The organism is Kluyvera intermedia (assembly GCF_034424175.1).
Taxonomy (GTDB): Bacteria; Pseudomonadota; Gammaproteobacteria; order Enterobacterales; family Enterobacteriaceae; genus Kluyvera; species Kluyvera intermedia.
On record NZ_CP139986.1, the window covers coordinates 2,979,517 to 3,002,041 of the forward strand.

Annotated in this window: 19 protein-coding genes and 1 pseudogene; 8 read left to right on the forward strand and 12 right to left on the reverse strand. The window is 53.5% G+C overall.

Going from position 1 to position 22,525, the window contains the following annotated elements; genetic code table 11:
• The first annotated feature begins 1 nt into the window (after window position 1).
• From U0026_RS14520 to acpT, 5 genes are read left to right on the forward strand one after another with little or no spacing between them, the layout of a single operon-like run.
• Complete coding sequence (locus U0026_RS14520) at window positions 2-1,171, forward strand: beta-ketoacyl-[acyl-carrier-protein] synthase family protein (protein WP_062778434.1); 1,170 nt, start codon at window positions 2-4, stop codon at window positions 1,169-1,171.
• Entirely contained in the window at window positions 1,168-1,644 is a 477-nt protein-coding gene (locus tag U0026_RS14525; RefSeq protein ID WP_062778436.1) for an ApeP family dehydratase, read from the forward strand. Before U0026_RS14520 ends, U0026_RS14525 begins: the two co-directional genes overlap by 4 nt.
• A complete protein-coding gene (locus U0026_RS14530; protein ID WP_062778437.1) occupies window positions 1,641-2,372 on the forward strand; it encodes a 3-ketoacyl-ACP reductase FabG2 in 732 nt (243 codons plus the stop codon). The genes U0026_RS14525 and U0026_RS14530 overlap by 4 nt, the downstream gene beginning before the upstream one ends.
• Window positions 2,369-3,598: a beta-ketoacyl-ACP synthase gene (locus tag U0026_RS14535; RefSeq protein WP_062778439.1), complete on the forward strand. Its 1,230-nt coding sequence runs from the start codon at window positions 2,369-2,371 to the stop codon at window positions 3,596-3,598. The genes U0026_RS14530 and U0026_RS14535 overlap by 4 nt, the downstream gene beginning before the upstream one ends.
• A gap of 1 nt (window position 3,599) precedes the next feature.
• A complete protein-coding gene (gene acpT, locus U0026_RS14540) occupies window positions 3,600-4,214 on the forward strand; it encodes a 4'-phosphopantetheinyl transferase AcpT (protein ID WP_062778441.1) in 615 nt (204 codons plus the stop codon).
• A 15-nt stretch (window positions 4,215-4,229) separates the two neighbouring features.
• On the opposite strand, the gene dsbG is transcribed toward acpT, so the two are convergent.
• Genes dsbG through U0026_RS14560 form a run of 4 tightly spaced genes read right to left on the reverse strand, consistent with a single transcriptional unit; the run spans window position 4,230 to window position 8,211 of the window.
• A complete protein-coding gene (dsbG, locus tag U0026_RS14545; RefSeq protein WP_062778443.1) occupies window positions 4,230-4,988 on the reverse strand; it encodes a thiol:disulfide interchange protein DsbG in 759 nt (252 codons plus the stop codon).
• A gap of 44 nt (window positions 4,989-5,032) precedes the next feature.
• A complete protein-coding gene (locus U0026_RS14550) occupies window positions 5,033-5,755 on the reverse strand; it encodes a DsbA family protein (RefSeq protein ID WP_062778445.1) in 723 nt (240 codons plus the stop codon).
• A gap of 6 nt (window positions 5,756-5,761) precedes the next feature.
• Window positions 5,762-7,801 (reverse strand): protein-disulfide reductase DsbD family protein, encoded by a 2,040-nt coding sequence (locus U0026_RS14555; protein ID WP_062778447.1) that lies wholly within the window; start codon window positions 7,799-7,801, stop codon window positions 5,762-5,764.
• A 47-nt stretch (window positions 7,802-7,848) separates the two neighbouring features.
• Window positions 7,849-8,211, reverse strand: a complete 363-nt coding sequence (locus U0026_RS14560; RefSeq protein WP_062778449.1) for a hypothetical protein — start codon at window positions 8,209-8,211, stop codon at window positions 7,849-7,851.
• Between the two features lie 166 nt (window positions 8,212-8,377).
• Between U0026_RS14560 and U0026_RS14565 the strand changes: the two genes are divergently transcribed.
• Window positions 8,378-9,319, forward strand: coding sequence for a hypothetical protein (locus U0026_RS14565; protein ID WP_174525779.1), 942 nt, complete (start codon window positions 8,378-8,380; stop codon window positions 9,317-9,319).
• Between the two features lie 156 nt (window positions 9,320-9,475).
• Here U0026_RS14565 and ansP read toward each other — a convergent pair whose 3' ends face one another.
• From ansP to U0026_RS14585, 4 genes and pseudogenes are all read right to left on the reverse strand, one after another.
• Window positions 9,476-10,918: an L-asparagine permease gene (gene ansP, locus U0026_RS14570; RefSeq protein WP_062778453.1), complete on the reverse strand. Its 1,443-nt coding sequence runs from the start codon at window positions 10,916-10,918 to the stop codon at window positions 9,476-9,478.
• A 349-nt stretch (window positions 10,919-11,267) separates the two neighbouring features.
• On the reverse strand, window positions 11,268-11,861 hold the full coding sequence (locus tag U0026_RS14575) for a hypothetical protein (RefSeq protein ID WP_062778455.1): 594 nt from the start codon (window positions 11,859-11,861) through the stop codon (window positions 11,268-11,270).
• A 239-nt stretch (window positions 11,862-12,100) separates the two neighbouring features.
• Window positions 12,101-13,453, reverse strand: a complete 1,353-nt coding sequence (locus U0026_RS14580) for a TolC family outer membrane protein (RefSeq protein WP_062778457.1) — start codon at window positions 13,451-13,453, stop codon at window positions 12,101-12,103.
• Window positions 13,454-13,581: 128 nt separating this feature from the next.
• Window positions 13,582-13,797: pseudogene (locus U0026_RS14585) on the reverse strand (HlyD family type I secretion periplasmic adaptor subunit); the annotation flags it as partial.
• Between the two features lie 54 nt (window positions 13,798-13,851).
• Between U0026_RS14585 and U0026_RS14590 the strand changes: the two are divergent.
• Window positions 13,852-14,549 (forward strand): IS1-like element IS1B family transposase gene (locus tag U0026_RS14590; RefSeq protein WP_223364178.1). Its coding sequence is split into 2 segments (ribosomal slippage): window positions 13,852-14,101 and window positions 14,101-14,549, totalling 699 coding nucleotides; the frame shifts between segments, so codons are not numbered across the junction.
• Between the two features lie 10 nt (window positions 14,550-14,559).
• Here the strand turns inward: U0026_RS14590 and U0026_RS14595 are convergent.
• The 4 genes from U0026_RS14595 to U0026_RS14610 all read right to left on the reverse strand — a co-directional run bounded on the left by U0026_RS14595 (window position 14,560) and on the right by U0026_RS14610 (window position 20,879).
• Window positions 14,560-16,413: a hypothetical protein gene (locus U0026_RS14595; protein ID WP_156484213.1), complete on the reverse strand. Its 1,854-nt coding sequence runs from the start codon at window positions 16,411-16,413 to the stop codon at window positions 14,560-14,562.
• 603 nt (window positions 16,414-17,016) lie between these two features.
• Window positions 17,017-17,643 (reverse strand): ECs1377 family protein, encoded by a 627-nt coding sequence (locus U0026_RS14600; RefSeq protein WP_062777469.1) that lies wholly within the window; start codon window positions 17,641-17,643, stop codon window positions 17,017-17,019.
• Between the two features lie 83 nt (window positions 17,644-17,726).
• The gene (gene dhaR / locus U0026_RS14605; protein ID WP_062777470.1) at window positions 17,727-19,652 is read right to left on the reverse strand and encodes a dihydroxyacetone kinase operon transcriptional regulator DhaR; all 1,926 of its coding nucleotides are present in this window, start codon (window positions 19,650-19,652) and stop codon (window positions 17,727-17,729) included.
• 126 nt (window positions 19,653-19,778) lie between these two features.
• On the reverse strand, window positions 19,779-20,879 hold the full coding sequence (locus tag U0026_RS14610) for a glycerol dehydrogenase (protein WP_062777472.1): 1,101 nt from the start codon (window positions 20,877-20,879) through the stop codon (window positions 19,779-19,781).
• Between the two features lie 564 nt (window positions 20,880-21,443).
• Here U0026_RS14610 and dhaK point away from each other — a divergent pair.
• Window positions 21,444-22,514 (forward strand): dihydroxyacetone kinase subunit DhaK, encoded by a 1,071-nt coding sequence (gene dhaK, locus U0026_RS14615; RefSeq protein ID WP_062777474.1) that lies wholly within the window; start codon window positions 21,444-21,446, stop codon window positions 22,512-22,514.
• Window positions 22,515-22,525: the final 11 nt, after the last annotated feature.

Here is a 22,525-nt window from a genome sequence, read left to right on the forward strand (position 1 = left end):
GATGATCTACATTTCTGCCGTTGGCATGATTAACGCGCTGGGCAACAACCAGGATGAGATTGCCGCCAACCTGACGCGCGGCGAAGCCCCCGGAATGCGTCCGCGCACCGGCTGGCTTCAGGGCCACCCGCACGCAGTATTAGCCGGTGTGGATGGCGAACTGCCGACGATCCCCGATGAATTTAGCGCCCACCGTTCACGCAATAATCAACTGCTGCTGGCGGCACTGGCGCAAATCCAGCCGCAGGTGGATGACGCTATTGCACAATTTGGTCGCGATCGCGTTGCGATCGTGCTCGGCACCAGCACCTCCGGGCTGGACGAAGGTGACGCGCATGTTGATCTCACGCTTAACGGCAATACGAGCAGCGCCTGGCAGTATCCGCAACAGGAGCTGGGCGACCCGTCGCGCTTTCTCAGCCACTGGCTGGCATTAGATGGCCCAGCATTTACGCTCTCTACTGCCTGCTCCTCCAGCGCTCGCGCGATCATGAGCGGACGCCGCCTGATTGAATCCGGGCTGGCGGACGTAGCGATTGTCGGCGGGGCGGACACGCTCAGCCGGATGCCCATCAACGGCTTTCACAGCCTGGAGTCGCTCTCGCTGACGCGCTGCCAGCCATTCGGCCGCGACCGCTGCGGCATTACCATCGGCGAAGGGGCTGCGCTGATGCTGCTGACCCGCGAGCCGCAGCCAATTGCGCTGCTGGGCGTCGGTGAATCCAGCGATGCATACCATATTTCGGCCCCGCATCCGCAGGGTGAAGGGGCGATTCGCGCCATTCAGCAGGCGCTGAACGACGCAGGAGTCACCCCGGATCAGGTGGGCTATATCAATCTGCACGGCACCGCCACGCCGCTGAATGACCAGATCGAATCCCATGTGGTGAGCGAGCTGTTTGGCGAGCGCGTGCCATGCAGCTCTACCAAGCACTTGACCGGACACACGCTGGGTGCCGCGGGGATTACTGAAGCCGCCATCAGCATGCTGATTTTGCAGCGAAACCTGCCGCTGCCGCCGCAGGATTTTAGCACCTCGCCGCGCGATGAAACGCTGCCCGCCTGCGGGATCATCGCGTGCACGCAGCCGTTGGCGCGCCCGGTTATCCTGTCCAACTCATTTGCCTTTGGCGGCAATAACGCCAGCATCCTGCTCGGGAGAATGTCATGAGCTGTTATTTAACACCCGGTGATTATCTGCCGCACGATGCACCGATGCTGCTGCTGGAAGAGGTAATAAGCGTGACGGACGACACCGCCACCTGTCGCGTCACGGTATCGCCCGATGGCGTATTGGCTCCGTTTCTCGATGCCCAGGGCAATCTGCCCGCTTGGTTCGCCCTTGAACTGATGGCGCAAACCGTGGGCGTATGGTCAGGCTGGCACCGCGTTGCACATCAACAAGAGAGCCTTTCCCTAGGCATGGTGCTAGGTGCGCGTGAATTAGTCTGCGCGACAGGCAGGCTGGCTGGCGGGCTGACGCTATCGATTACCGTCACATTGCTGATGCAGGACGCACGCTTCGGCAGCTTTGAATGCATCATCGAGGCCAACGGCGAGACGGTATCAAGCGGTCGCATAAACACTTTCCAACCCACATCGGAAGAACTTAACACCCTATTTCAACAAGGAGCGTCTGCATGAGTCGTTCAGTTTTAGTGACCGGCGCCAGTAAGGGCATCGGTCGTGCCATCGCCTGCCAGCTGGCAGCGGATGGTTTTGTGGTCGGCGTCCATTATCACCAGGATGCCCAAGGGGCACAGCAGACGTTAGATTCCATCGTTGCCGCAGGCGGCGCGGGACGTTTACTGACGTTTGACGTCGGCAACCGCGAGCAATGCCGTGAGGTGCTGGCGCAAGATAACGATGCACACGGCGCGTGGTACGGTATCGTCAGCAACGCCGGGATCACCCGCGACGCGGCCTTTCCGGCACTCAGCGACAACGACTGGGATGCGGTGATCCACACCAATCTCGACAGCTTCTACAATGTGATTCAGCCCTGCATGATGCCGATGATTAGCGCCCGCCAGGGTGGGCGAATTATCACCTTATCATCGGTTTCCGGCGTGATGGGTAATCGTGGCCAGGTCAATTACAGCGCCGCCAAGGCGGGCATTATCGGTGCCACCAAAGCGCTGGCAATTGAGCTGGCAAAACGCAAAATCACCGTCAACTGTATCGCACCGGGGCTTATCGACACCGGGATGATTGAGATGGAAGAGACTGCGCTCAAAGAAGCGATGTCGATAATCCCGATGAAACGAATGGGCCAGGCCGAGGAAGTGGCCGGGCTTGCCAGCTATTTGATGTCTGATATTGCAGGCTATGTCACCCGTCAGGTGATTTCTATCAATGGGGGAATGCTATGACTCGCCGCGTAGTCATCACCGGCATGGGCGGCGTGACCGCTTTTGGTGAAAATTGGCAGGCGGTGTCTGCTCGGCTTCTGGCGTATGAAAATGCGGTGCGCCAGATGCCAGAATGGCAGGTTTATGCGGGGCTGCACACGCTGCTCGGGGCTCCCATCGACGATTTCACCCTCCCGGAACACTATACCCGCAAGCGTATTCGCGCCATGGGCCGCGTCTCACGGCTGTCGACCCGCGCCACCGAACTGGCGCTGGAACAGGCCGGGCTTATCGGCGATGCGGTGCTGACCAACGGGGAAACCGGTATTGCCTACGGTTCGTCAACCGGCAGCACCGATTCGGTGAGCGAGTTCGCCACCATGCTGACCGAAAAGCACACCAATAATATTACCGGCACCACTTATGTGCAGATGATGCCGCACACTGCCGCCGTCAATACTGGCCTGTTCTTTGGTCTGCGGGGGCGAGTTATCCCTACCTCCAGCGCCTGCACCTCAGGCAGCCAGGCGATCGGTTACGCGTGGGAAGCCATTCGCCATGGTTATCAAACGGTGATGGTCGCAGGTGGTGCAGAAGAACTCTGCCCATCGGAGGCAGCGGTGTTTGATACCCTGTTCGCCACCAGCCAACGTAACGATGCTCCCAAAACCACCCCTGCCCCGTTCGATGTCAATCGTGACGGTTTGGTGATTGGTGAAGGTGCAGGCACGTTGATTCTGGAAGAGCTTGAGCACGCGAAAGCGCGCGGCGCGACCATTTACGGTGAGATTGTCGGTTTTGCGACCAACTGCGATGCGGCCCATATCACCCAACCACAGCGCGAGACGATGCAAATTTGCATGGAACAGTCGCTGAAAATGGCGGGAATAAGCGCGCGGGACATCAGCTATATCTCCGCCCACGGCACGGCGACCGAGCGCGGTGATATTGCGGAAAGTCAGGCTACCGCAGCGATTTACGGCGAAAGCGTGCCGATCTCCTCGCTGAAAAGTTATTTTGGTCACACGCTCGGTGCCTGCGGTGCGCTGGAAGCGTGGATGAGTTTGCAGATGATGCGCGAAGGCTGGTTTGCCCCGACGCTAAACCTGCAACAGCCGGATGGCAACTGCGGCGCACTGGATTACATCATGGGTGAAGCGCGCAAAATTGAGGGTGAGTTCCTGCAAAGCAATAACTTTGCTTTTGGCGGAATCAACACCTCAATAATCATTAAGCGCTGGCCGTAGCATGTATCGGCTGCTTTTGGGGAAAGTGTCGGAATTAAGCGCGCAGTCGCTGCCCTGCGCCTTAATCAAGCACGCCCCAGAGGGTGCCCGACGCGCACGCTGGCTGGCCGGTCGCGTGCTGCTTTCTTATGCCCTGTCACCGCTGCCGGAGATCGTCTACAGCGCACAGGGCAAACCGGCTTTCGCCGCTGGCCTGTCGCTTTGGTTCAACCTAAGCCATAGCGGTGACCATATTGCGCTCCTGCTGAGTGACGAAGGTGAAGTGGGATGTGATATTGAAGTCATACGCCCGCGTAAAAACTGGCCCGCTTTGGTAGACAAGATTTTCAGCATGGGCGAACAGGCAGAAATCACCTGTGTCGGGGAAGAACAAAAGCTAACAAGCTTTTGGCAAATCTGGACACGTAAAGAGGCTATCATCAAGCAACGTGGGGGTAACGTCTGGGAAATGGCCTCGGTTGATAGCACACACTTTACCGACGGTTTTATCGCCCATTACCAGCGCGGTGCGCTGAGTCTTTCCCTCTGCACGCCTACGCCTTCTCCCCATATCGAGATTATTTTTGCGGCGGTAAACAATCAGGGCGAGTTGATGTTCACCCGCTCGCCCGATTAGCCCCCTTTCCGCACGCTACGGCCGTGGGCCAAACATGTCTATTAGCTGTTTCTCATCCGGCATGCCCACCACCTGCTGTAGCTCATTACGTTCGTTCATGTAATAGATAGCTGGCGTGGCATTCGCCCCAAGAGAGTCCATCAGCGTTTGGTGATGTTGCAGGAGATTAAAGGTTTCCCGCGGCGTTGCACCATCAAAGCGCGGCAGTTTTTTCCCGCCCGATAACTCATATTCACGCCAGGCACTTACCGGATCAGGCGCATTAAGGATCGCCGTGGCATTGCGCCCACTTTTCGGGTTTAAAAATGCCACCATCAGAGTATTAAGCTGCACCTTACCCGCAGCGACCCACGGCTGTGCCTCCGACCAGAATGCTTTACAGTACGGGCAGAACGGGTCGGCGAAGACGAACACTTTGCGCGGTGCAGTATCAGCGCCCTCTTTAAGCGGTTTGGTCTTGTTGAGGGTCTGCCACATTTCCCGGCCAAGGGGGATGTAAATCTGTTGGGTGAAATAGCCTTCGCTGAGGTTTTTCCCCTTATCGTCATATAAATAGCCCGAGATTACGTGTTTACCGTCTGGGGTTAAAAACAGATTTACCCCCATATCCTGGTACTGACCGACCCAGCTTTTCACGCCGCCGGGCGCCTCAACGGGTTTCAGATTGGTGATATTTTGCTGCTCGCCAAAGCGTTTAACGATATCGGGAATGGTGTCCTGAGCGGAGGCCAGAACGGGTACCATCAATAGAGCAGATAAAAGAATACGTTTCATCGTCGCCTCTTGTTAGACGGGGGATCGCTCCCCCGAATGCCGGTTTACTGTTTTTTCAGCGCGTCGCTGACCATAGCATCAAATTGTTCGAAGGGGACCCAGCCGGAAAGCATTTCGTTGCCGATAAGCGTTGCTGGAGTGCCCTGAATTCCTAGCTCTTGCGCCAGCGCGAGGCTCTTCTTCAGCGTCTGCATGCTCTGGTCATCCGGCTTGTTTACCGTCACTCCGGCTTTCTTTTTCGCCTCTGCAATGCTGGCATCATCGTGATAGCCCTTTTTTGCCATCAGGATATCGTTAAATTTCATAAATTGTTCCGGGTGTTCCCGCCAGATGGTCAGCGCGTCACGTGCGGACGTCACCGAACTTTCCGAACGGTACGGCAGGAATTTGAACTGCACCGCCACATCAGGATATTTGGCGACGATCTTTTCCAGGTACGGATCAAATTTCTTGCAGTACGGACAGTTGTAGTCGGTAAACACCACCAGCGTCAGCCGCGGATGTGTTGCGCCAATACGCGGGGAGTTGGGATCGCGAAACAGAAAATCGGCGTTTTGTGCAATCACTTTGTCCAGCTGTTGCTGGTTGGCTTGCGCATCCTGTTGATCAAGTTTTTCAGCTGCCGCCGCCAGGATTTCCGGGTGCTTTAGCAACGTCTCTTGTACCAATTCCTGCACGCGGGCTTCCTGTGCCGCCGTAAGGGCGGGCGCGGCTAACACCGGGGTACAAAGTGAAAACAAAATCAGGGTGAGTAGTGTCTTTTTCATAGTGAGTTAACCTTTAGCATTCTTTAGGGCAGTCAGGACGGTGTGCTGAGTCAGTAGCGGCGGTAATATTTCGCCGTCAGTCAGTGCGGGGCCATAAACCTGATTAAAAGGGATCGCGTAGCTGTGACGTTTTTGCAAAAACGCGGTGATAAGATCGGACGGTTTACTCCAGTCGCCGCGCAGGGCGACAACGTCAGGCTGGTTAAGCGCCGCAATGATCTCTGGTTGATTTAACACCCGGTGCTCGTTCACCTTGCAGGTCACACACCAGTCGGCAGAGATATCAACGAACACCCGTTTGCCGTCCGCCAGCGCACGCGTGATGGCCTCTTCGCTGAGCGGTTGCCAGGCAATGTGCTGGCCGCTCTCGACGGTTGATGCCGCGGTATCATCATCCTGCACAACGCCGCGTATTTGGTATCCACCAAAGGCCGCAAGCGTAATCACCACCAGCCAGAATGCAGTTCCTGTGCGCTTTCCGGTACGGATAAACGCGATCAGCGCGATGACCGTCAACACCAGCGTCACCAGACTACTGAGCATGTTACCAAGGTGCTGATTAAGCAGTGTCGCCAACCATAGGCTGGAGGCCAGCATCATCAGGGCCAGAATCACTTTTAAGGTATTCATCCAGCGGCCGGGACGCGGCAGCAGCTGCGCTGTTTTCGGGATCAGCGCGACAAACAGCCAGGGTAGCGCCATACCCAGTCCTAATAGCATGAAGATGAGCCACAATTCCCCAAGCGGAGCCGCCAGCGCGAAGGCCACGGCGGTGCCGAGGAACGGCGCGGAGCACGGGGTCGCTAATAGCGTGGCAAACACACCTTCGCAGAAGCTCCCCACCAGCCCATTTCCGCCAGCCGTTGCCATACGTCCGGTCATTGATGACGGCAACAACATCTCAAAAGCGCCGAACAGATTGAGGGCGAAGATAAAGGTGACGACAACCATCAGGCCGATAAACCACGGATTTTGGAACTGAATTCCCCATCCTAAGGATGCGCCGGTCAGTTTCAGTACGGTTATCATCGCCGCTAACAGAGCAAACGAGGTCAGAATACCGGCGCTGGTGGCCAGAAAACGTAGCCGGATACGGGCACTGTCGGTACCGCAATGCAGCACCGAATTAAGCTTCATCCCCATCACCGGCAGGACGCACGGCATCAGGTTTAAGATAAGCCCGCCCAGCAGGGCAAACAGCAGCATTTGACCGACGTTGACCGGCGAGGTATCAGGCACGGGTGATGCCGTTTTATCAGCGCCAACCGTGAGCGTCGTTTGCTGCGCTTTACCGTGATTGGTGAGGACAAAGGAGAGTGTTTTCCCCGCCAGACTTGCAGGTTTTTCACCCCACTCATCGGTGACTGGCGCGGTGATAACCACCGTTTCCCCACGACTTTTGATCTGCGGATCGCCGGGGATGATGCCGCCTTCCAGCGGATCAAAGTAAATCTGCGCGTCGCGCCACTCGCCCGCCGTGGTGCCGGTCAGCACCAGATTACTGCCGACAAGGTGCGCCGACAGATCGTCGGAAATGCCGCTATCAGCCGGGATGGCACGCATTGCCTGCTCAAACGCATCCTGGAAACCGCTATCCACCGGCTGATTGAAATCCAGATGCAGCGGGTAATCCGTCAACAGACAGACGTTGCTACAGGTGGACAGCGTCAACGTCCCTTCAAGGACATCGCCCGGGTTCCCGGTGATAATCATCGGGATGACCACTTTTTTATGGTAGCCCTGAGTGGTCAGCCCTGAAATCTCAAACCGCGAGGGAACCGGCCAGTACCACTGCGCCTTCTCACCATTTTTCCAGGTAATTTCCGGCGCAACACCGCCTTCTCCCGGCGAGCGCCAGTAGGTTTTCCATCCCGATTGCAGCTCAACGGTGAGTAGCCCATAGAGATGATTCTGACTCTTTTCCGCCTGGAAGCGTATCCGGGCGTGATCGTTTTGCGGGGCGGTCAGCCACTCGCTATCTGCCGCATGAGCCACGCTCATGCACGACAGCAACAGGAGGACGAATCCCCTGAAGATTTTCAACATTTGTTTTCTCCGTAAATTGAATAATAAATCGTACTAACGACGATTATTCATTCACGGAAGACGCAGTTTTTGAGATGGATGCGAAGCGTGGGTGGCCTGACGGGGGTATCCCGAAAGACGAAAGTACGTACCGCCGTCAGCAGTTGCAGCAGAGCCAGAAAGAGAATAACGGCGGGCAGCGCGCCATCAAAGAAGACGGGTTGCGCACAGAGCAGTGAATTGGCGCTGAGCTGACACGGTGACGGGCCAACCGGCGCGTCATCGGGTGCTGGGGAAGAGAGAATCTGAACCGGGCTGGCAGCTTCTTGTAAAAAATGGTGCAGATAGACCGTCCGCTGAGCCAGGCAGATAACCATAGCAAAGCAGGCCAGTATCAAAAACCATTTCGCGAGAAGCTGACGATTACGCATAATTTACCAGACGATTCAGAACAGCCGAATCATAAACAATACAAATCATTGTGCAAGTCTTTGCATGTAATGATTTGTCTGCACGCATCGTGTGGAGAGAGCGTCGGCTTGAATCTATAGTTAGAGCATCTCCCACTTTGAGGCTGCACCTCCGATGATTGCAGCAATGCCCCGCCTCACCTGTCTGATTGCCGCCGCGTTAACGTTCAGCCTTGATGCCTGGGCGGCGGACGGCCATCGCATTAAACAACGCGCAGATGCCGTAATGACATTGATGAGCTTTATGATTGTGCCGGATATTACCGCCAGCGATCTGAATATTGGCTCCGGTACGGATGATAAAAGCGAGCTGGCGATCACCCAGTTTGGCGGCGGCGCGACAATGGGCGAATCCTTCCCGCTGTATCTGGAGGGGGCGTTGGGGTATAGCCGCTACGATCCGCAATTTGTGATAAGCGATGGTGACCAGAGCCGACGTATTCCGACCAAGTGGAACAGCCTGACGACCACCGGCGGTATTGGTTGGGACTTTAGCCTTCACCGTGACCGCTGGGGCGGTAATCTGGTGCTGCGGCCTATCGCTAACGTCATGCTGGGTACGATGGCCAGCGACCTACGCATCGGGGCATGGGCGCTGGAACGGCATAAGAATGCCGACTACGACTTTCTTGATGGCGGTAGACTCAACGCCTATGGGCTGGGAGGGTCGTTGATGCTCGATTATGAGCTGCTGTCTAAAAGTCAGGATATTGATATTGAGCTACGGTATACCGGCATGAGCCTGCAAACCTTCGGCAATACCTCAAGCGCCGTGGCCGGTAGCGCGACCGCGCAAAACCTGGGGCTGTATCTGCGCCGCCGAGCGCCAATTTTTGACTGGACGCTCTTAAAAAGCCCGGTGCGCTATGTGCTGGAGGGCGCGCATACCGAATATCTTGGCGATCAGCGCGGTAAACTCGGCTTCGACAGTCTGAGCTCGGTGGGCATGGGGATTGAAATGGACAGCAGCAAGTATCCGGTGTTTATCACTCGTACACGCCTGGTGGCGCGCTATATGTTTGGCAACAGCACCAGCGGGTATGGCGTGGGGTTAGCGATGAGCTTTTGAAATACCGGCAGCGAGGTGGGTTGCCGGATGGCGGCGTAAACGCCTTATCCGGCCTACGTCTACGACAATTTTATGTAGCCCGGGCAAGGCGCTAGCCGCCCCCGGGGAAGTTCGGTGCGAACCCCGGCGGCGCTGCGCTTGGCCGGGCTACAGGGTTTACGGCGCGGTGCTCTGAATTTCGGCGACGCGTTTACGTACGCCATACCAGCCAGCCACCAGCAGGATGGCAATCAGCGGTAACGAACCGATGGTGAAGGTGCCGTTCGGGTAATCAAAGGCCATCAGCACCAGCACGCTCAGTAAGAACAGCAGCGTCAGCCACGAAGTAAACGGCGCGCCCGGCAGCTTGAAGCTGACGTCGGCAGCCTGTCCGGCTTTGATAGCCTTGCGCAAACGCAGCTGGCAAACCATGATAAATGCCCAGGATGCAATAATCCCCAGCGACGCAAAGTTGAGAACAATTTCAAACACCTGCGCAGGCACCAGATAGTTGAGGAACACCCCAACCACATACACCACCAGCGTCGCCATGATCCCCGCGTACGGGACGTGCTGACGGCTCATCTTACTCATGAATTTCGGTGCGGAACCGCCCATCGCCATGGATCGTAAAATACGGCCAGTGCAATAGAGCCCCGAGTTCAGGCTGGAGAGCGCCGCAGTCAGTACCACGATATTCATAATGCTACCGATATACGGCATGCCCAGCTTCGAGAAGAAGGTGACAAACGGGCTCTGCCCTGCCTGGTAAGCATTCCACGGCAGCAGCAGTACCAGCAGTACCACGGAGCCCACGTAGAACAGGCCAATACGCCAGATAACGCTATTAATCGCTTTTGGCACCATAGTCTGCGGATCTTTACATTCCCCCGCCGCCGTGCCGACCAGTTCGATAGAAGCAAAAGCAAAGACCACGCCCTGAACCAGCACCAGCGCAGGCAGCAGGCCGTGCGGGAAGAAACCGCCGTTATCGGTGATCAGGTGAAAACCGGTGGCGTTACCATCCAGCGGTTTGCCGCTGCCCAGATAGACCGTCCCGACCACGAGGAAGACAACAATCGCCAGCACCTTGATAAGCGCAAACCAGAACTCCATTTCGGCAAACCATTTCACGCCGATCATGTTCATGGTGCCGACAATCGCCAGCGCCCCTAGCGCAAACACCCACTGTGGTACATCGCCAAAGGCGCCCCAGTAGTGCATATACAGCGCCACGGCGGTGATATCCACGATCCCGGTCATCGCCCAGTTGATGAAATACATCCAGCCCGCCACGTAGGCGGCTTTTTCACCGAGGAATTCACGTGCATAGGAGACAAAGCTGCCGCTGGAAGGCCGGTGTAAAACCAGCTCGCCAAGCGCGCGGAGGATAAAGAAGGAGAAGATACCGCAGACCAGATAGACCAGCGCCAGCGCCGGACCCGCCATCTGTAAGCGCGCACCGGCGCCTAAGAACAGCCCGGTACCAATAGCGCCACCAATGGCAATCATCTGTACCTGTCTGTTGCCCATCGCTTTGTGGTAACCCGATTCATGAGAGTTAAGCCAGCGTCGTTTAGCCGCGTGTTGCTCCGAGGCTTGTGTGTTTTGTGTTTCCATCGTTTCCCTGTTACCTGTCTGTTTAAAGGAAGACTTCCGGTTTCGCGAATCGAACGACGGTCCGCGACAACGTAGGCCATTTTTCCCGTCATTCTATGTAGGGATAAAATCGCCGCGAAGCATCCTACCTGCAATTAATAAACGGTGCAAAACATACGCTGATGATGCCGGGGTAACGCACGGAAAACGCATCACAAAAGGCCACCTGCTACCCCGGTTTCGGGGAAGGACAACAGGCATAAAAAAACGGCGCCCGAATGGACGCCGCTAAAATAATCTTATACTGCTGGTGTTTACCGCTATGTATTAACAAAAAGGGCTATATTGCCTGGGGAAATTAATTTCCTGTTCAGGCCGTTTGTTTGACGTGTAATAAATTGACCGTCGCGGCGAGGCACAGGATATAACCAAACAGCTCGACGCCCTCTTCCACCATATTTTTGACAACCCGGACGTAGCCATCCTGCAAAATATCGTGCCACAGAACAGACATGCCAAACAGTCGAGAGAAAATAAGTACCGTCGCAAGACCCGCAACCATCAGGCCATAGGAAGGCGTGCGGGCATAATCCGCCAATTGTTTAGCGACCAATGCGGGGTTTCGGAGCGCGTAAACGATCGTCACAATACTGCTCAGCAGCGCGAACCATACCCAACTACCGTGATGAAGCAGGTCGAAAACACCGTCTAACTCGCGAATAAGCATGGCGAGGAAAAACCCAGCAATCAATACGTTACATTGTCTTTGAACACTGTTTTTTCGTGCCCGGATCAGGTGGATCAGCACGATAAGCAAGAGGATAGATTCTTGTACAATCTCAGTCAGTGAGACTTCAGACAAACCATTTTTGATGATATTGACATCAACATGCAGACAAAGCACAGCAGCAACGACCGCCAGAACCAAAAATATGATGCGCAAAAGAAGCTTAATTAATAGCATAAATATCACTAGTTTTTATTAAAAGAGTATTTTACATCACCACAACTTATTAAACTTATCGTTATGTGCCGCAATGCTTTTAATAACCGTCGTTTTCGTGCCAGGCGTTGAGCTAATTTTCGGGATGGGGATTGTCGACGAAATACACAGATTTGGCGGTGAGAAAGGCAATAAAAACGGGGATTACAGCAGGTTAAGTCTAGCATTTGGGGGCACTGCGAGAGTGCCCCCGCGCACTATTATTTCAGTTCTGGTAATTCAGCGTGAGCCGTTTGCTGCACTTCTACCGGCTGAGCCGCAGACGGTGCCTGAATGTTAAGCTGCTTTAACAAATCACCGATCCGTGCGTTGATGCGGTAAGTGGTAAACATCTCCGTAAACTGCATTTCGACATAACGGCGCTGGGCATTGAATACTTCGTTTTCGCTGTCCAGCATATCCAGCAGGCTACGCTCGCCAATGCTGAACTGCTCCTGGTATGCGGTGCGTACCACGGCGCTGCGATCGGCGTAATCTTTGGCAATAGGAACCTGCTGTTTGGCGTTCTGCCAGGCGTTCCACGACAGACGCAGCTCTTCATCCAGTTGGCGAAGGGCGTTGCGTTTCACATCCTGCGCTTCCTGCATTTTATAGGCATAGGATGACAACTGGGCTTTATCACTGCCGCCGTTGAACAGGTTGTAGTTCATTCTCACCATGGCCTGCCATTCCTGATCGTGCCCACGGGTGCCATCGACGTTGTTATCCATTCGGCGTCCCAGGTCGAGATCGACGCTCGGATAGAAGCGTGATTTGGCCGCTTCATACTGCTGTCGAGTGGCTTCAACGTCGAAGTCTGCCTGTTTAAGCAGCGGGCTGTTTTCCAGCATCTGCTTACGCGCGTCGCCCACCGACGCCGGAATATGAGTAGTCAGCGGCATTGACAGGCCGTCCGCCTCTTTTCCCACCACGCTGTAGTAGTTCGCCTGGGCATCCTGCAAGTTAGTTTGTTCGGTCAGCAGATTGTTTCTGGCCTGAGCCAGGCGCGCCTGCGCTTGTTCATAATCCGCTTTACGTCCTACGCCCTGTTCGGTACGCAGGCGAATCTGGTCGAATACTCGCTCATGGCTTTTCAGGTTATCTTCCGCCAACTTCACCATCCGCTGGCGCATCAGCACATCCAGGTAACTCTGAATCGCATTGAGCGCGGTCACTTCACTGGTATTTAACACCGAGTATGCGCGGGAGTTAACCGTCGCCTTTTGGCGGGACACCTCACTGGTGGTGGCAAATCCATTGAAGACATTTTGACGCAGGTTGATGGAAGATTCGCTGCGGTGCAGATTACGACGGTGATCGTCAGCTGCACGCGTGCTGGCGTTGTCGGTCTGTTCCCAGCCGGTACCGGCCGACAAATCTAAGGTCGGTAAATAGCCCCCTTTCGCCGCACGCAGATCTTCATCAGCGGAATAGCGACTGTTGACTGAAGCACTGACCTGCGGGTGCCATAGCAAACTGTCTTTGACGGCTTGTTCAAGCGACGCGGCATTTGCCGCCTGAGAGAACAGTAATGGTAATGAAATGCCGGTCAGTGCCAGAATATGTTTGCTCATAATTTCGTCCTTTAATTAATTTCCCTAACTGCCTGGTGTTAGCTTTGCGCCCTGAATAGAGAGAAAAACTAAATCTTTATTTTTTCGGGTGCCTGATTTAAAAATCCGGGTGATTAGCCCTACGATTTTTACCGCTCGCGAAGTGCTTCCGCTTTAGCTCGTAAGATCGGTTTTAACAGATAACTGAGAACGGTCTTTTGCCCGGTCATAATATCGACAGAAACCGTCATCCCAGGGATAATCAACAGCGGTTTATCTTCACTGCCTAAATAATTACGATCCGTTCTTAAGCGAATTTGGTAAAAGCTGCGGCCTTCTTTATCGGTGATCGTATCAGCACTAAGGTGATGCTGCCAACTTACTGATTTAGTGTATGATGGTGTTTTTGAGGTGCTCCAGTGGCTTCTGTTTCTATCAGCTGTCCCTCCTGTTCAGCTACTGACGGGGTGGTGCGTAACGGCAAAAGCACTGCCGGACATCAGCGCTATCTCTGCTCTCACTGCCGTAAAACATGGCAACTGCAGTTCACTTACACCGCTTCTCAACCCGGTACGCACCAGAAAATCATTGATATGGCCATGAATGGCGTTGGATGCCGGGCAACCGCCCGCATTATGGGCGTTGGCCTCAACACGATTTTCCGCCATTTAAAAAACTCAGGCCGCAGTCGGTAACCTCGCGCATACAGCCGGGCAGTGACGTCATCGTCTGCGCGGAAATGGACGAACAGTGGGGATACGTCGGGGCTAAATCGCGCCAGCGCTGGCTGTTTTACGCGTATGACAGGCTCCGGAAGACGGTTGTTGCGCACGTATTCGGTGAACGCACTATGGCGACGCTGGGGCGTCTTATGAGACTGCTGTCACCCTTTGACGTGGTGATATGGATGACGGATGGCTGGCCGCTGTATGAATCCCGCCTGAAGGGAAAGCTGCACGTAATCAGCAAGCGATATACGCAGCGAATTGAGCGGCATAACCTGAATCTGAGGCAGCACCTGGCACGGCTGGGACGGAAGTCGCTGTCGTTCTCAAAATCGGTGGAGCTGCATGACAAAGTCATCGGGCATTATCTGAACATAAAACACTATCAATAAGTTGGAGTCATTACCTGCCGTATCGACCGTTATCATTGATAGTGACCTGCATATTATTAATTTCAACGGCGGCCGGTTTTTGAGATGTTCCGTCGGTAGTGAAGCCTTCAATGGCAACACCGGCATCGTAGGTATCGAAGTTGGTGGATTTATTGCCCTTGATATCCAGCTTTTGCGAACCATCGCCGGTGATGCTAATAACACCGCCATCACGCGCGTAGAGACCGTAAACACCATTATCATTAGCTTCAATATGCATATTTTTGATGATAATCGCGGCTTGTTTGTCCGGTGTATTGGCAGAAACGCCGTGAGCCAGCAGCCCTGCACCGTACGACCATTGATTCGGCGTTGCCGCCGCATACTGCCGATTGGCGTTGGCGATTAAGGTGTTCTTTCCAGATTGGCTCTCAATATGGATGACGCCGCTGTCGGCCACCACCACCCCCTCAAGCTCATTATTATTGGCAATGATATCCATATCTTTAATCACCAGAGTGGAAACCTCACCTGATGGGCTATCGGCCCCTTTCGCATGCAGGCCTTTACCTAAATCTTGCCCGTAATCGTTCGCCATTCTGGTGTTATACACTTCAAGCAAGTGCTTACCGCTGGTGCTACTGATATTGATGATCCCCCCGTCGCGGGCGGCAATACCCTGATAGGCCTGATCGGCCACCCGGAGGTTCATATCCTGAATATAGATAGCCGAACGATCGCCATTTGACGCTGCATGGTCGGCAATAATGCCATCGCCCATATTGCCATCGGCGCTATTATTGGCAGCAACGTCGATGTTATTGTCTCCGCCCCCAACGATATTCAGCACGCCACCTTCCGTTGCGCGGATGCCGTAACGACCATTACCGTTTGCTTGCACATCCATATTTTGCACAACGAGTTGGGAAGCCACCCCCTGAACCGCCAGCCCCGCGCCTTCAGTCCATGCGGTGGCATGGTTTTTATTGCCATTTGCCGAGAGCGTGTTTTTGATATTATCAGCGCTGATAATATTGGCGGTGCTGCCTTCTGCAACCTGTAAACCATAGGTGCCATTGTCTTTTATCAAGACATCCATGCCCGTGATATTCAGTAATGAATTTCCTCTTACAATCATTCCGCCATCATTATTCAGGCCATTTTCGATGACATGTAAATATTGACGCCCATCCCCGAGGAAATCTACCCGGCCCCCCGATCTGGTCATAATCCCCGCTAATCCGTTCCCCTTAACCTCGGTGTTCATATTGGTAATGCTGACCAGAGCCTGATCCTCTGACCAGATACCACCACCCCACCCTGCTGTGGCGTTATTGTCATTCACAAAAAGGAATGAGCTGTGGTTATCTTTTCCACTAATGCTGACCACGCTATCAGCAGCAAAGGCGAAAATCCCTTTACCCGCGTTATTGTTGAATTCCACTTTATCAGCCCCTTCAATTGAGAGTTGACCTGCGGCATTGGCGCGGATGCCGTTATCTTTATTGCCATTTGAACTGACGTTCATCCCGCTTATGGTAAAATCAGCTTTCGATTCCACCAGAATCCCTTCCCAGCGGTTATTGTTAGACTGAAATTGATTGTCAGGTACGGAGCTGATTAAGGTTATCGAAGCGCCATCGGAAAAGAATACACCGGCATGGTTATTACTGACATCAACACCTTTAGCGGTTTTGATTATGGATGATATCGAATCTTCAGCGCGCAGCGCGCTGACATAACCATCAGATAAGTTATTAAGCGTCAGACCATCATTCCATGTCAGGTTGTTCTCCGTTATATGATATGTCCCCTGTGCCCAGGCTCCCTGCCCAGCCACAGCCATAAATAGCATATGCGTGATGATAATATTTTTATATTTCATTGCTTACGTCTCCGTACGTATACAATTTAAAAGTATTAGAGGTTATTAATAAACTCTGCATGAGATATAATGTAAAAATCACATTATCATTCTGGGGATAAGAGAATTAATTGAGGAGTTCTTAGGGGCTTTTATTATTTACCAGCCTCAATCATTCAATTCATTTAAGAATTAGATATTTAACCAATTGTTTCCAATCGTTTTTTAAACACCAAACCACCTCATTGATAGATTTAAGCTATCAATAAAGTCAATGTAATTGCCCAAGGGAACCACTAGCAAACGTAATTAAAAAGATTGGTTAACGTTTTTCGCAGAAAAAACATATAACTCATTGTTTTTGATTTGAAATTCAGACCATGATAAAAATATAGCTTATAAATTAGCTTGCTAAATATTAATTTAATATTTTTGCTTAAAATAAAAATATTCATTTCTCTACACTTCAAGATGTTTAAAATGTAAAAAATTTGAGTCTTCCTTGATCAATATCAATAAGAAAGATCGCAGCAAATATAAGAACATTACCATTCTGCCCCGGTTATTTATCACCTTTTCTTCGGAGATAACCCTGAGACAAATAAATCCGATGTTACGCATACATCATTTTTTCACCCAACGATAATACGGCACACGTCGGGTCGTTTCGGTCAACGTATCCGAAACATCAGCCTCAGCAGTGCTAATGCTCATCCCCGTTTTACGTAATTGCTGTACCTCTGCGGCAAGTCGCTGGATCCCAAACCAGAACAGAGCATCCAGCGCTGTGACGTCAAGCCCGGCCTCCAGCGCCAGCTTAAGACGCTCTCGCGGCACTCGCGTCTGCTTGGCTATCTCCTGATAAGGTGCTGCCGTCGATTGCCCATTTTCCATTCGTCGGATACGGCTGGCTAGGCTGTACACAAAGGTATCAGGGATAGCATCCATGCTGGTTTTCAGACTGTATACGCAACCAAAGCGCTTGCCGTTAAACATCACGTTTTTCTGATTGAGCGCCAGTTCCTCACGCACGCTGGCTATAAATTGTGGCGCTCTGACTAACAGTAAGCGAAAAGGCAACTCGAAGCTTGTAACGTAGTCAACGTTCAGCAACGCAATGCGCAGGCGATCTTCTGCGCCCATCCGGCGGCACTCTTCCATCACCTCAGCCCACTGGCTAGTCAGTCGCGCAGGTTCCGAAGCTTCTTTAAAGCTGTATTTTTCAATCTGATAATCAATGATCCCAGCCACTGTGAGTTCCTTTCAATTGCTATCAGTGGGTTACTTTAGCAACAGCCAGGCATTTTCGAAACGGTGGCCTTTAAAAAACGTCGTCACTCCTGATGTCGATGCTTAAACTGGCTCACATCAATATCAAACTGCTTAAGTTTACGCCACAGGGTGGTGCGACCAATGTTGAGCAAACTGGACATCTCCTGCACCCGGCCACTGGTCACTCTGGCGGCATGAATAATCGCTTCTTTTTCCATCGCCGAAATACTCAGGCTGGCGGGGATTAACCCACTGTTTACGCCGACAGCAGGATGATCGTGGAATAACCAACCAGGCAGATTGCTCAACCGGATATGCCCGTGTTCGCTGCTGATAGCGATATTTTCAACAATACTGTTCAGCTCAAAATCATTCCCCGGCCAGGAGTAAGCCACCAACTGTGCAAGGGCATCGTCATCCACCTTCAGCCGTGATGAAAAACGCCGTTCCAGGGTGCGTAACCGGCTGTGAACCAACGAAGGGATGCTGTTACGTCGCTCGCGCAGCGGGGGAATGCTGATCTCAAAAGAGTGCAGCGCATAGTAGAGCTGCCGACTAAAGCGGTTTTGTTCAACCAGATTTTCTAAATCCGTGGTGGTGGTCGCAATCACTTTTACATCCACCGGAACCAGCCTGCGCGCATCAAGGCGGGTGACGACACCCTGCTTTATCACCTGAAGCAAAATGGACTGTAGCTCGGGCGCCAGATACTCAACCTTCTCAAGAAAGAGTGTCCCACCGGAGGCCAGTTCAAGACGACTGAGGCGTCCGTTATCGTCTTCCGTCGCCGTGCTCCCCATAAAATCCAGCCCGAGGGCATTATCGGCATACAATTGGCAGTTGACGGCGATAAATGGCCCCGCGGCCCGCTCGCTTTCATTATGAATCGCTTGTGCAATCAGCTCCTTACCTACACCCTCTTCACCGCACATCAATACCGGGAAGCTGCCGCGCGACGCCTGGCGGCCAAAATGAATCACCCGCCGGGTTTCTGCATCGTCCGCCGACATCTGCGCAAAGGTGTGGCTAACTTTTCCCAGTTGGCTGGTCATCAATTGACGCATCTGCTCTACGGGGTGAAGCAGCAGAATAAAGCTGGTGCCCTGAGCTTCCACTATCGGTTTAAGGGTGATCACCGCATCGACAAACTGATGCTGGCTTTCAAAAGTCACTTCCGCATGGCTCAGCGGTCTGGCGTGTTTAATGGCTCGCCGGAGCAGCGCCGGGAGCGTCACCAAATCAGCAATGTTTTTACCCTGGCAGGCTTGAGCATCGAGGTGTAGAAGTCGTGCCGCCTGAGGGTTGAGAAACTGCAATATGCCCGCTTCATTCCACGCCATCACGCCGTCATCCATACTTTCGAGCAGACCGTACATCTGGTTAAGGTGGCGGTTAGACTCCGCCAGCAAACTGTCGGTCAGCAGCGAATTCCCCACTTCCCTGGCCATGGCTAGCGTCAACGACAGATCGGCGCTCCCGGATTCTGGCGCCAGGCAAACCAGGGCGATGGAGCCCGAGAGCCGACCGTGGTTATCAAATATTGGCGTAGAACAGAAAGCCCATGGGAACAGCGCTTGTTTAAAATGCTGTTCGCCCAGCGTTTTTACCGGTTGCCCCACCAGCGAGGCCAGCGAGAGAGCACAGGTGCCGATGATACTTTCTGCGCAGTAACTCCCGGCGTGGAAGCCTAGTTTATCCAGCTGTTCAAGCGTCTGAGGGTGGCCGCAGCGGGTGAGAATACAGGCGGACTCATCGAGAATGAACAGCGCACACGGGCGACCATCCATATACTCCCACGCATCTTCGAGTGCGGCTTGCCCAATGGTCAACAGCGCGGTCTTACGACGGCTGATAGACGCAAACGTCAGACCCTGTGCCTGATGCGGAGTGCTCCAGGTTTCGCGCTGCATCATCTTGCCGCAGCGGTGCCAGGATTGGGCAATAAATGTCACCTGAGCCTGTTCGGTCTGTTCATTCGGCGTGGTCATCTGTGTCATTCCTTCTTTCTGTGCATCCCGTATAAAAACAATAACCCCCGGCATCGTCTACGAGGACGCCGGGGGAAAACAACAACACGGTGGAGCGCAGATTACAGGAACGGTCAGCGCAAAAATTTAGTGTGTTGCCATCCACTGAGCGCCCAGACGGTCAGCGGCAAGAATCGCGCCATACACGCTTTGTGCCGTCACCGGGAACTGCATGTTGTGGATGGTTTCCCCTTCTGCGCAGGTGGCCTTCGCCACGGCGAGAATTTTCTCTTCAATGCCGTCCTTCACGCCCATCTGAGAAAGCGTCATTGGCAGCCCGACTTTTTGACAGAAGCCAAGAACCGTTTCAATTTCTTCCATCGGGCTGTTTTGCAGCACCAGTTGGGACAGCGTACCGAAAGCGACTTTTTCGCCGTGGTATAAGTGGTGACACTCTTCGAGGATAGTGAAACCGTTATGGATAGCGTGCGCCGCCGCCAGGCCACTGCTTTCAAAGCCGATGCCGCTCAGATAGGTATTGGCTTCCACAATACGCTCCAGTGCCATGGTGACCACTCCGGCCTCGGCGGCCAGACGGGCTTTCTCCCCTTCCGCCAGCAAGGTGTCATAGCACAGGCGCGCCAGACTCAGCGCTGCCGCCGTAGACTGTCCACCCGCCATGCTGACGGCACGCGCATCGAAACAGGCTTTTGCTTCAAACCAGGTGGAAAGCGCATCCCCCATCCCGGCAACCAGTAAGCGAACCGGCGCTTTGGCGATAATCGCCGTATCCATCACCACCATGTCGGGGTTTTTCGGATAGACCAGATACTCTTCAAACTCACCGGCTTCGGTATAAATGACCGACAGCGCGCTGGTTGGCGCATCAGTTGAGGCGATGGTTGGGATCACCACCACCGGCAGATGCTGGTAATAACCAATAGCCTTCGCGGTATCGAGGGTTTTCCCCCCACCAATACCGACGACGCCTTTGCAGCCCTTTTGTTTCGCTATCGCGCCGAGGCGGTTAATCTCCGCATGGCTGCATTCACCATTAAAGCGTTCAGCATGACTGCTGATGCCATTTTCATGCAGGCCGTTCAACACTTTGTCACCGGCCAGTTTCATCACAAAATCGTCGGCAATCACAAAATAGTTATCCGCCAGGTTTTTGGCATACTGACCGAATAAGGCTGATGCATCAGGACCCTGAAGATATTTTGCTGGAGATTGAATAACTTGTAGCATTCTCTACACCCTCACATTGAACTCGTTTCCATGATGGCGTCGGGTATGTTTGACATGGCCGACGCGGTGACAATCACTTTAGAGCGGGTGCAGAACAAAAAAATTCTTCGTTATTTGGTTCCACTTCGGAACAGCATCATAAAAATTTCGTTCCATAACGAAACGCATTAGAGAGCAGCGAGTCAGGATTGCGATCCAGATCCGCAGCCCATTCACACTATTCATCAGTTTAATTAATCTGGATTTCGCTATTCTGAACTTGAATGACTAAAAATAATAGCGTCACCCCGCCTGGCCGATGAATCCTGGCTCACCTGCACGGTAATTAAGCTTGCACCAGCTCTCACTTTCATCATTGGCCGACAAATAACGTTCCATTGTGAAACATAAACGCGGGAATACGTTTCGGGATGAAACCTCCAACAGCGGGGATTTTCTTTTTTCTCTACCAGGCGAGAATCACTTCATCGGTCACGGTATCGGAATTTACCTTATCGCCACCGGAACCCTACTCAGGAGGCAACCTTACCGTCGCCTCTTAAAACATCCAGCGGAGTACACAACATGAAAAAATTGATTAACCGTGTGGAAGATGTCCTGGCTGAACAGCTGGCCGGGCTGGCAAAGGCTCACCCGGAACTGAAACTTTTCCAGGACCCGGTTTACGTCACTCGTGCCGATGCGCCGGTCGCCGGTAAGGTTGCACTGCTCTCCGGCGGCGGTAGCGGGCATGAGCCGATGCACTGCGGATTTATTGGCACCGGGATGCTCAGCGGCGCCTGCCCGGGAGAGATTTTCACCTCACCCACGCCGGATAAAATTTTCGAGTGCGCCATGCATGTTGACGGTGGCGAAGGGGTGGTGCTGATTATCAAAAACTACACCGGCGATATTCTGAATTTCGAAACGGCGACCGAACTGCTGCATGAAAGCGGCATAAAAGTCACCACCGTGGTGGTCGACGATGATGTCGCCGTCAAAGATAGTTTGTACACCGCCGGGCGACGCGGCGTCGCCAATACGGTACTGATAGAAAAATTGATGGGCGCTGCCGCAGAGCGCGGCGACAGCCTGGAAGCCTGCGCCAGTCTCGGGCGCCAGCTCAATAACCAGGGCCACTCTATCGGTATTGCGCTGGGCGCCTGCACCGTGCCCGCCTCCGGAAAGCCGTCATTTGAACTCAATGATAATGAGATGGAGTTTGGCGTCGGTATTCACGGCGAACCCGGTATCGACCGCCGCGCGTTTACCTCACTGGATGACACCGTCGATGCTATGTTTGCCACCCTACTGGAAAACGGTCACTACAGCCGCACCCTGCGCCAATGGGATCCGCTGAAAGGATGCTGGCAGGAAGTCATGCAGACCAAACAGGCTCTGCAAAAAGGCGACCAGGTAATTGCGATGGTCAATAACCTCGGCGCGACACCGCTTTCAGAGCTTTACGGAGTCTATAACCGGTTAGATACGCTGTGCGCAGATGCCGGGCTGGTGATTGAGCGCTCTCTGGTCGGTTCCTGGTGTACCTCCCTGGATATGTCCGGTTTTTCGATAACGCTGCTGAAAGTGGGTGCGGATACCCTCAGCCTGTGGGATGCCCCGGTTCACACCCCTGCCCTCAACTGGGGCCACTAAGGAGATCTGCT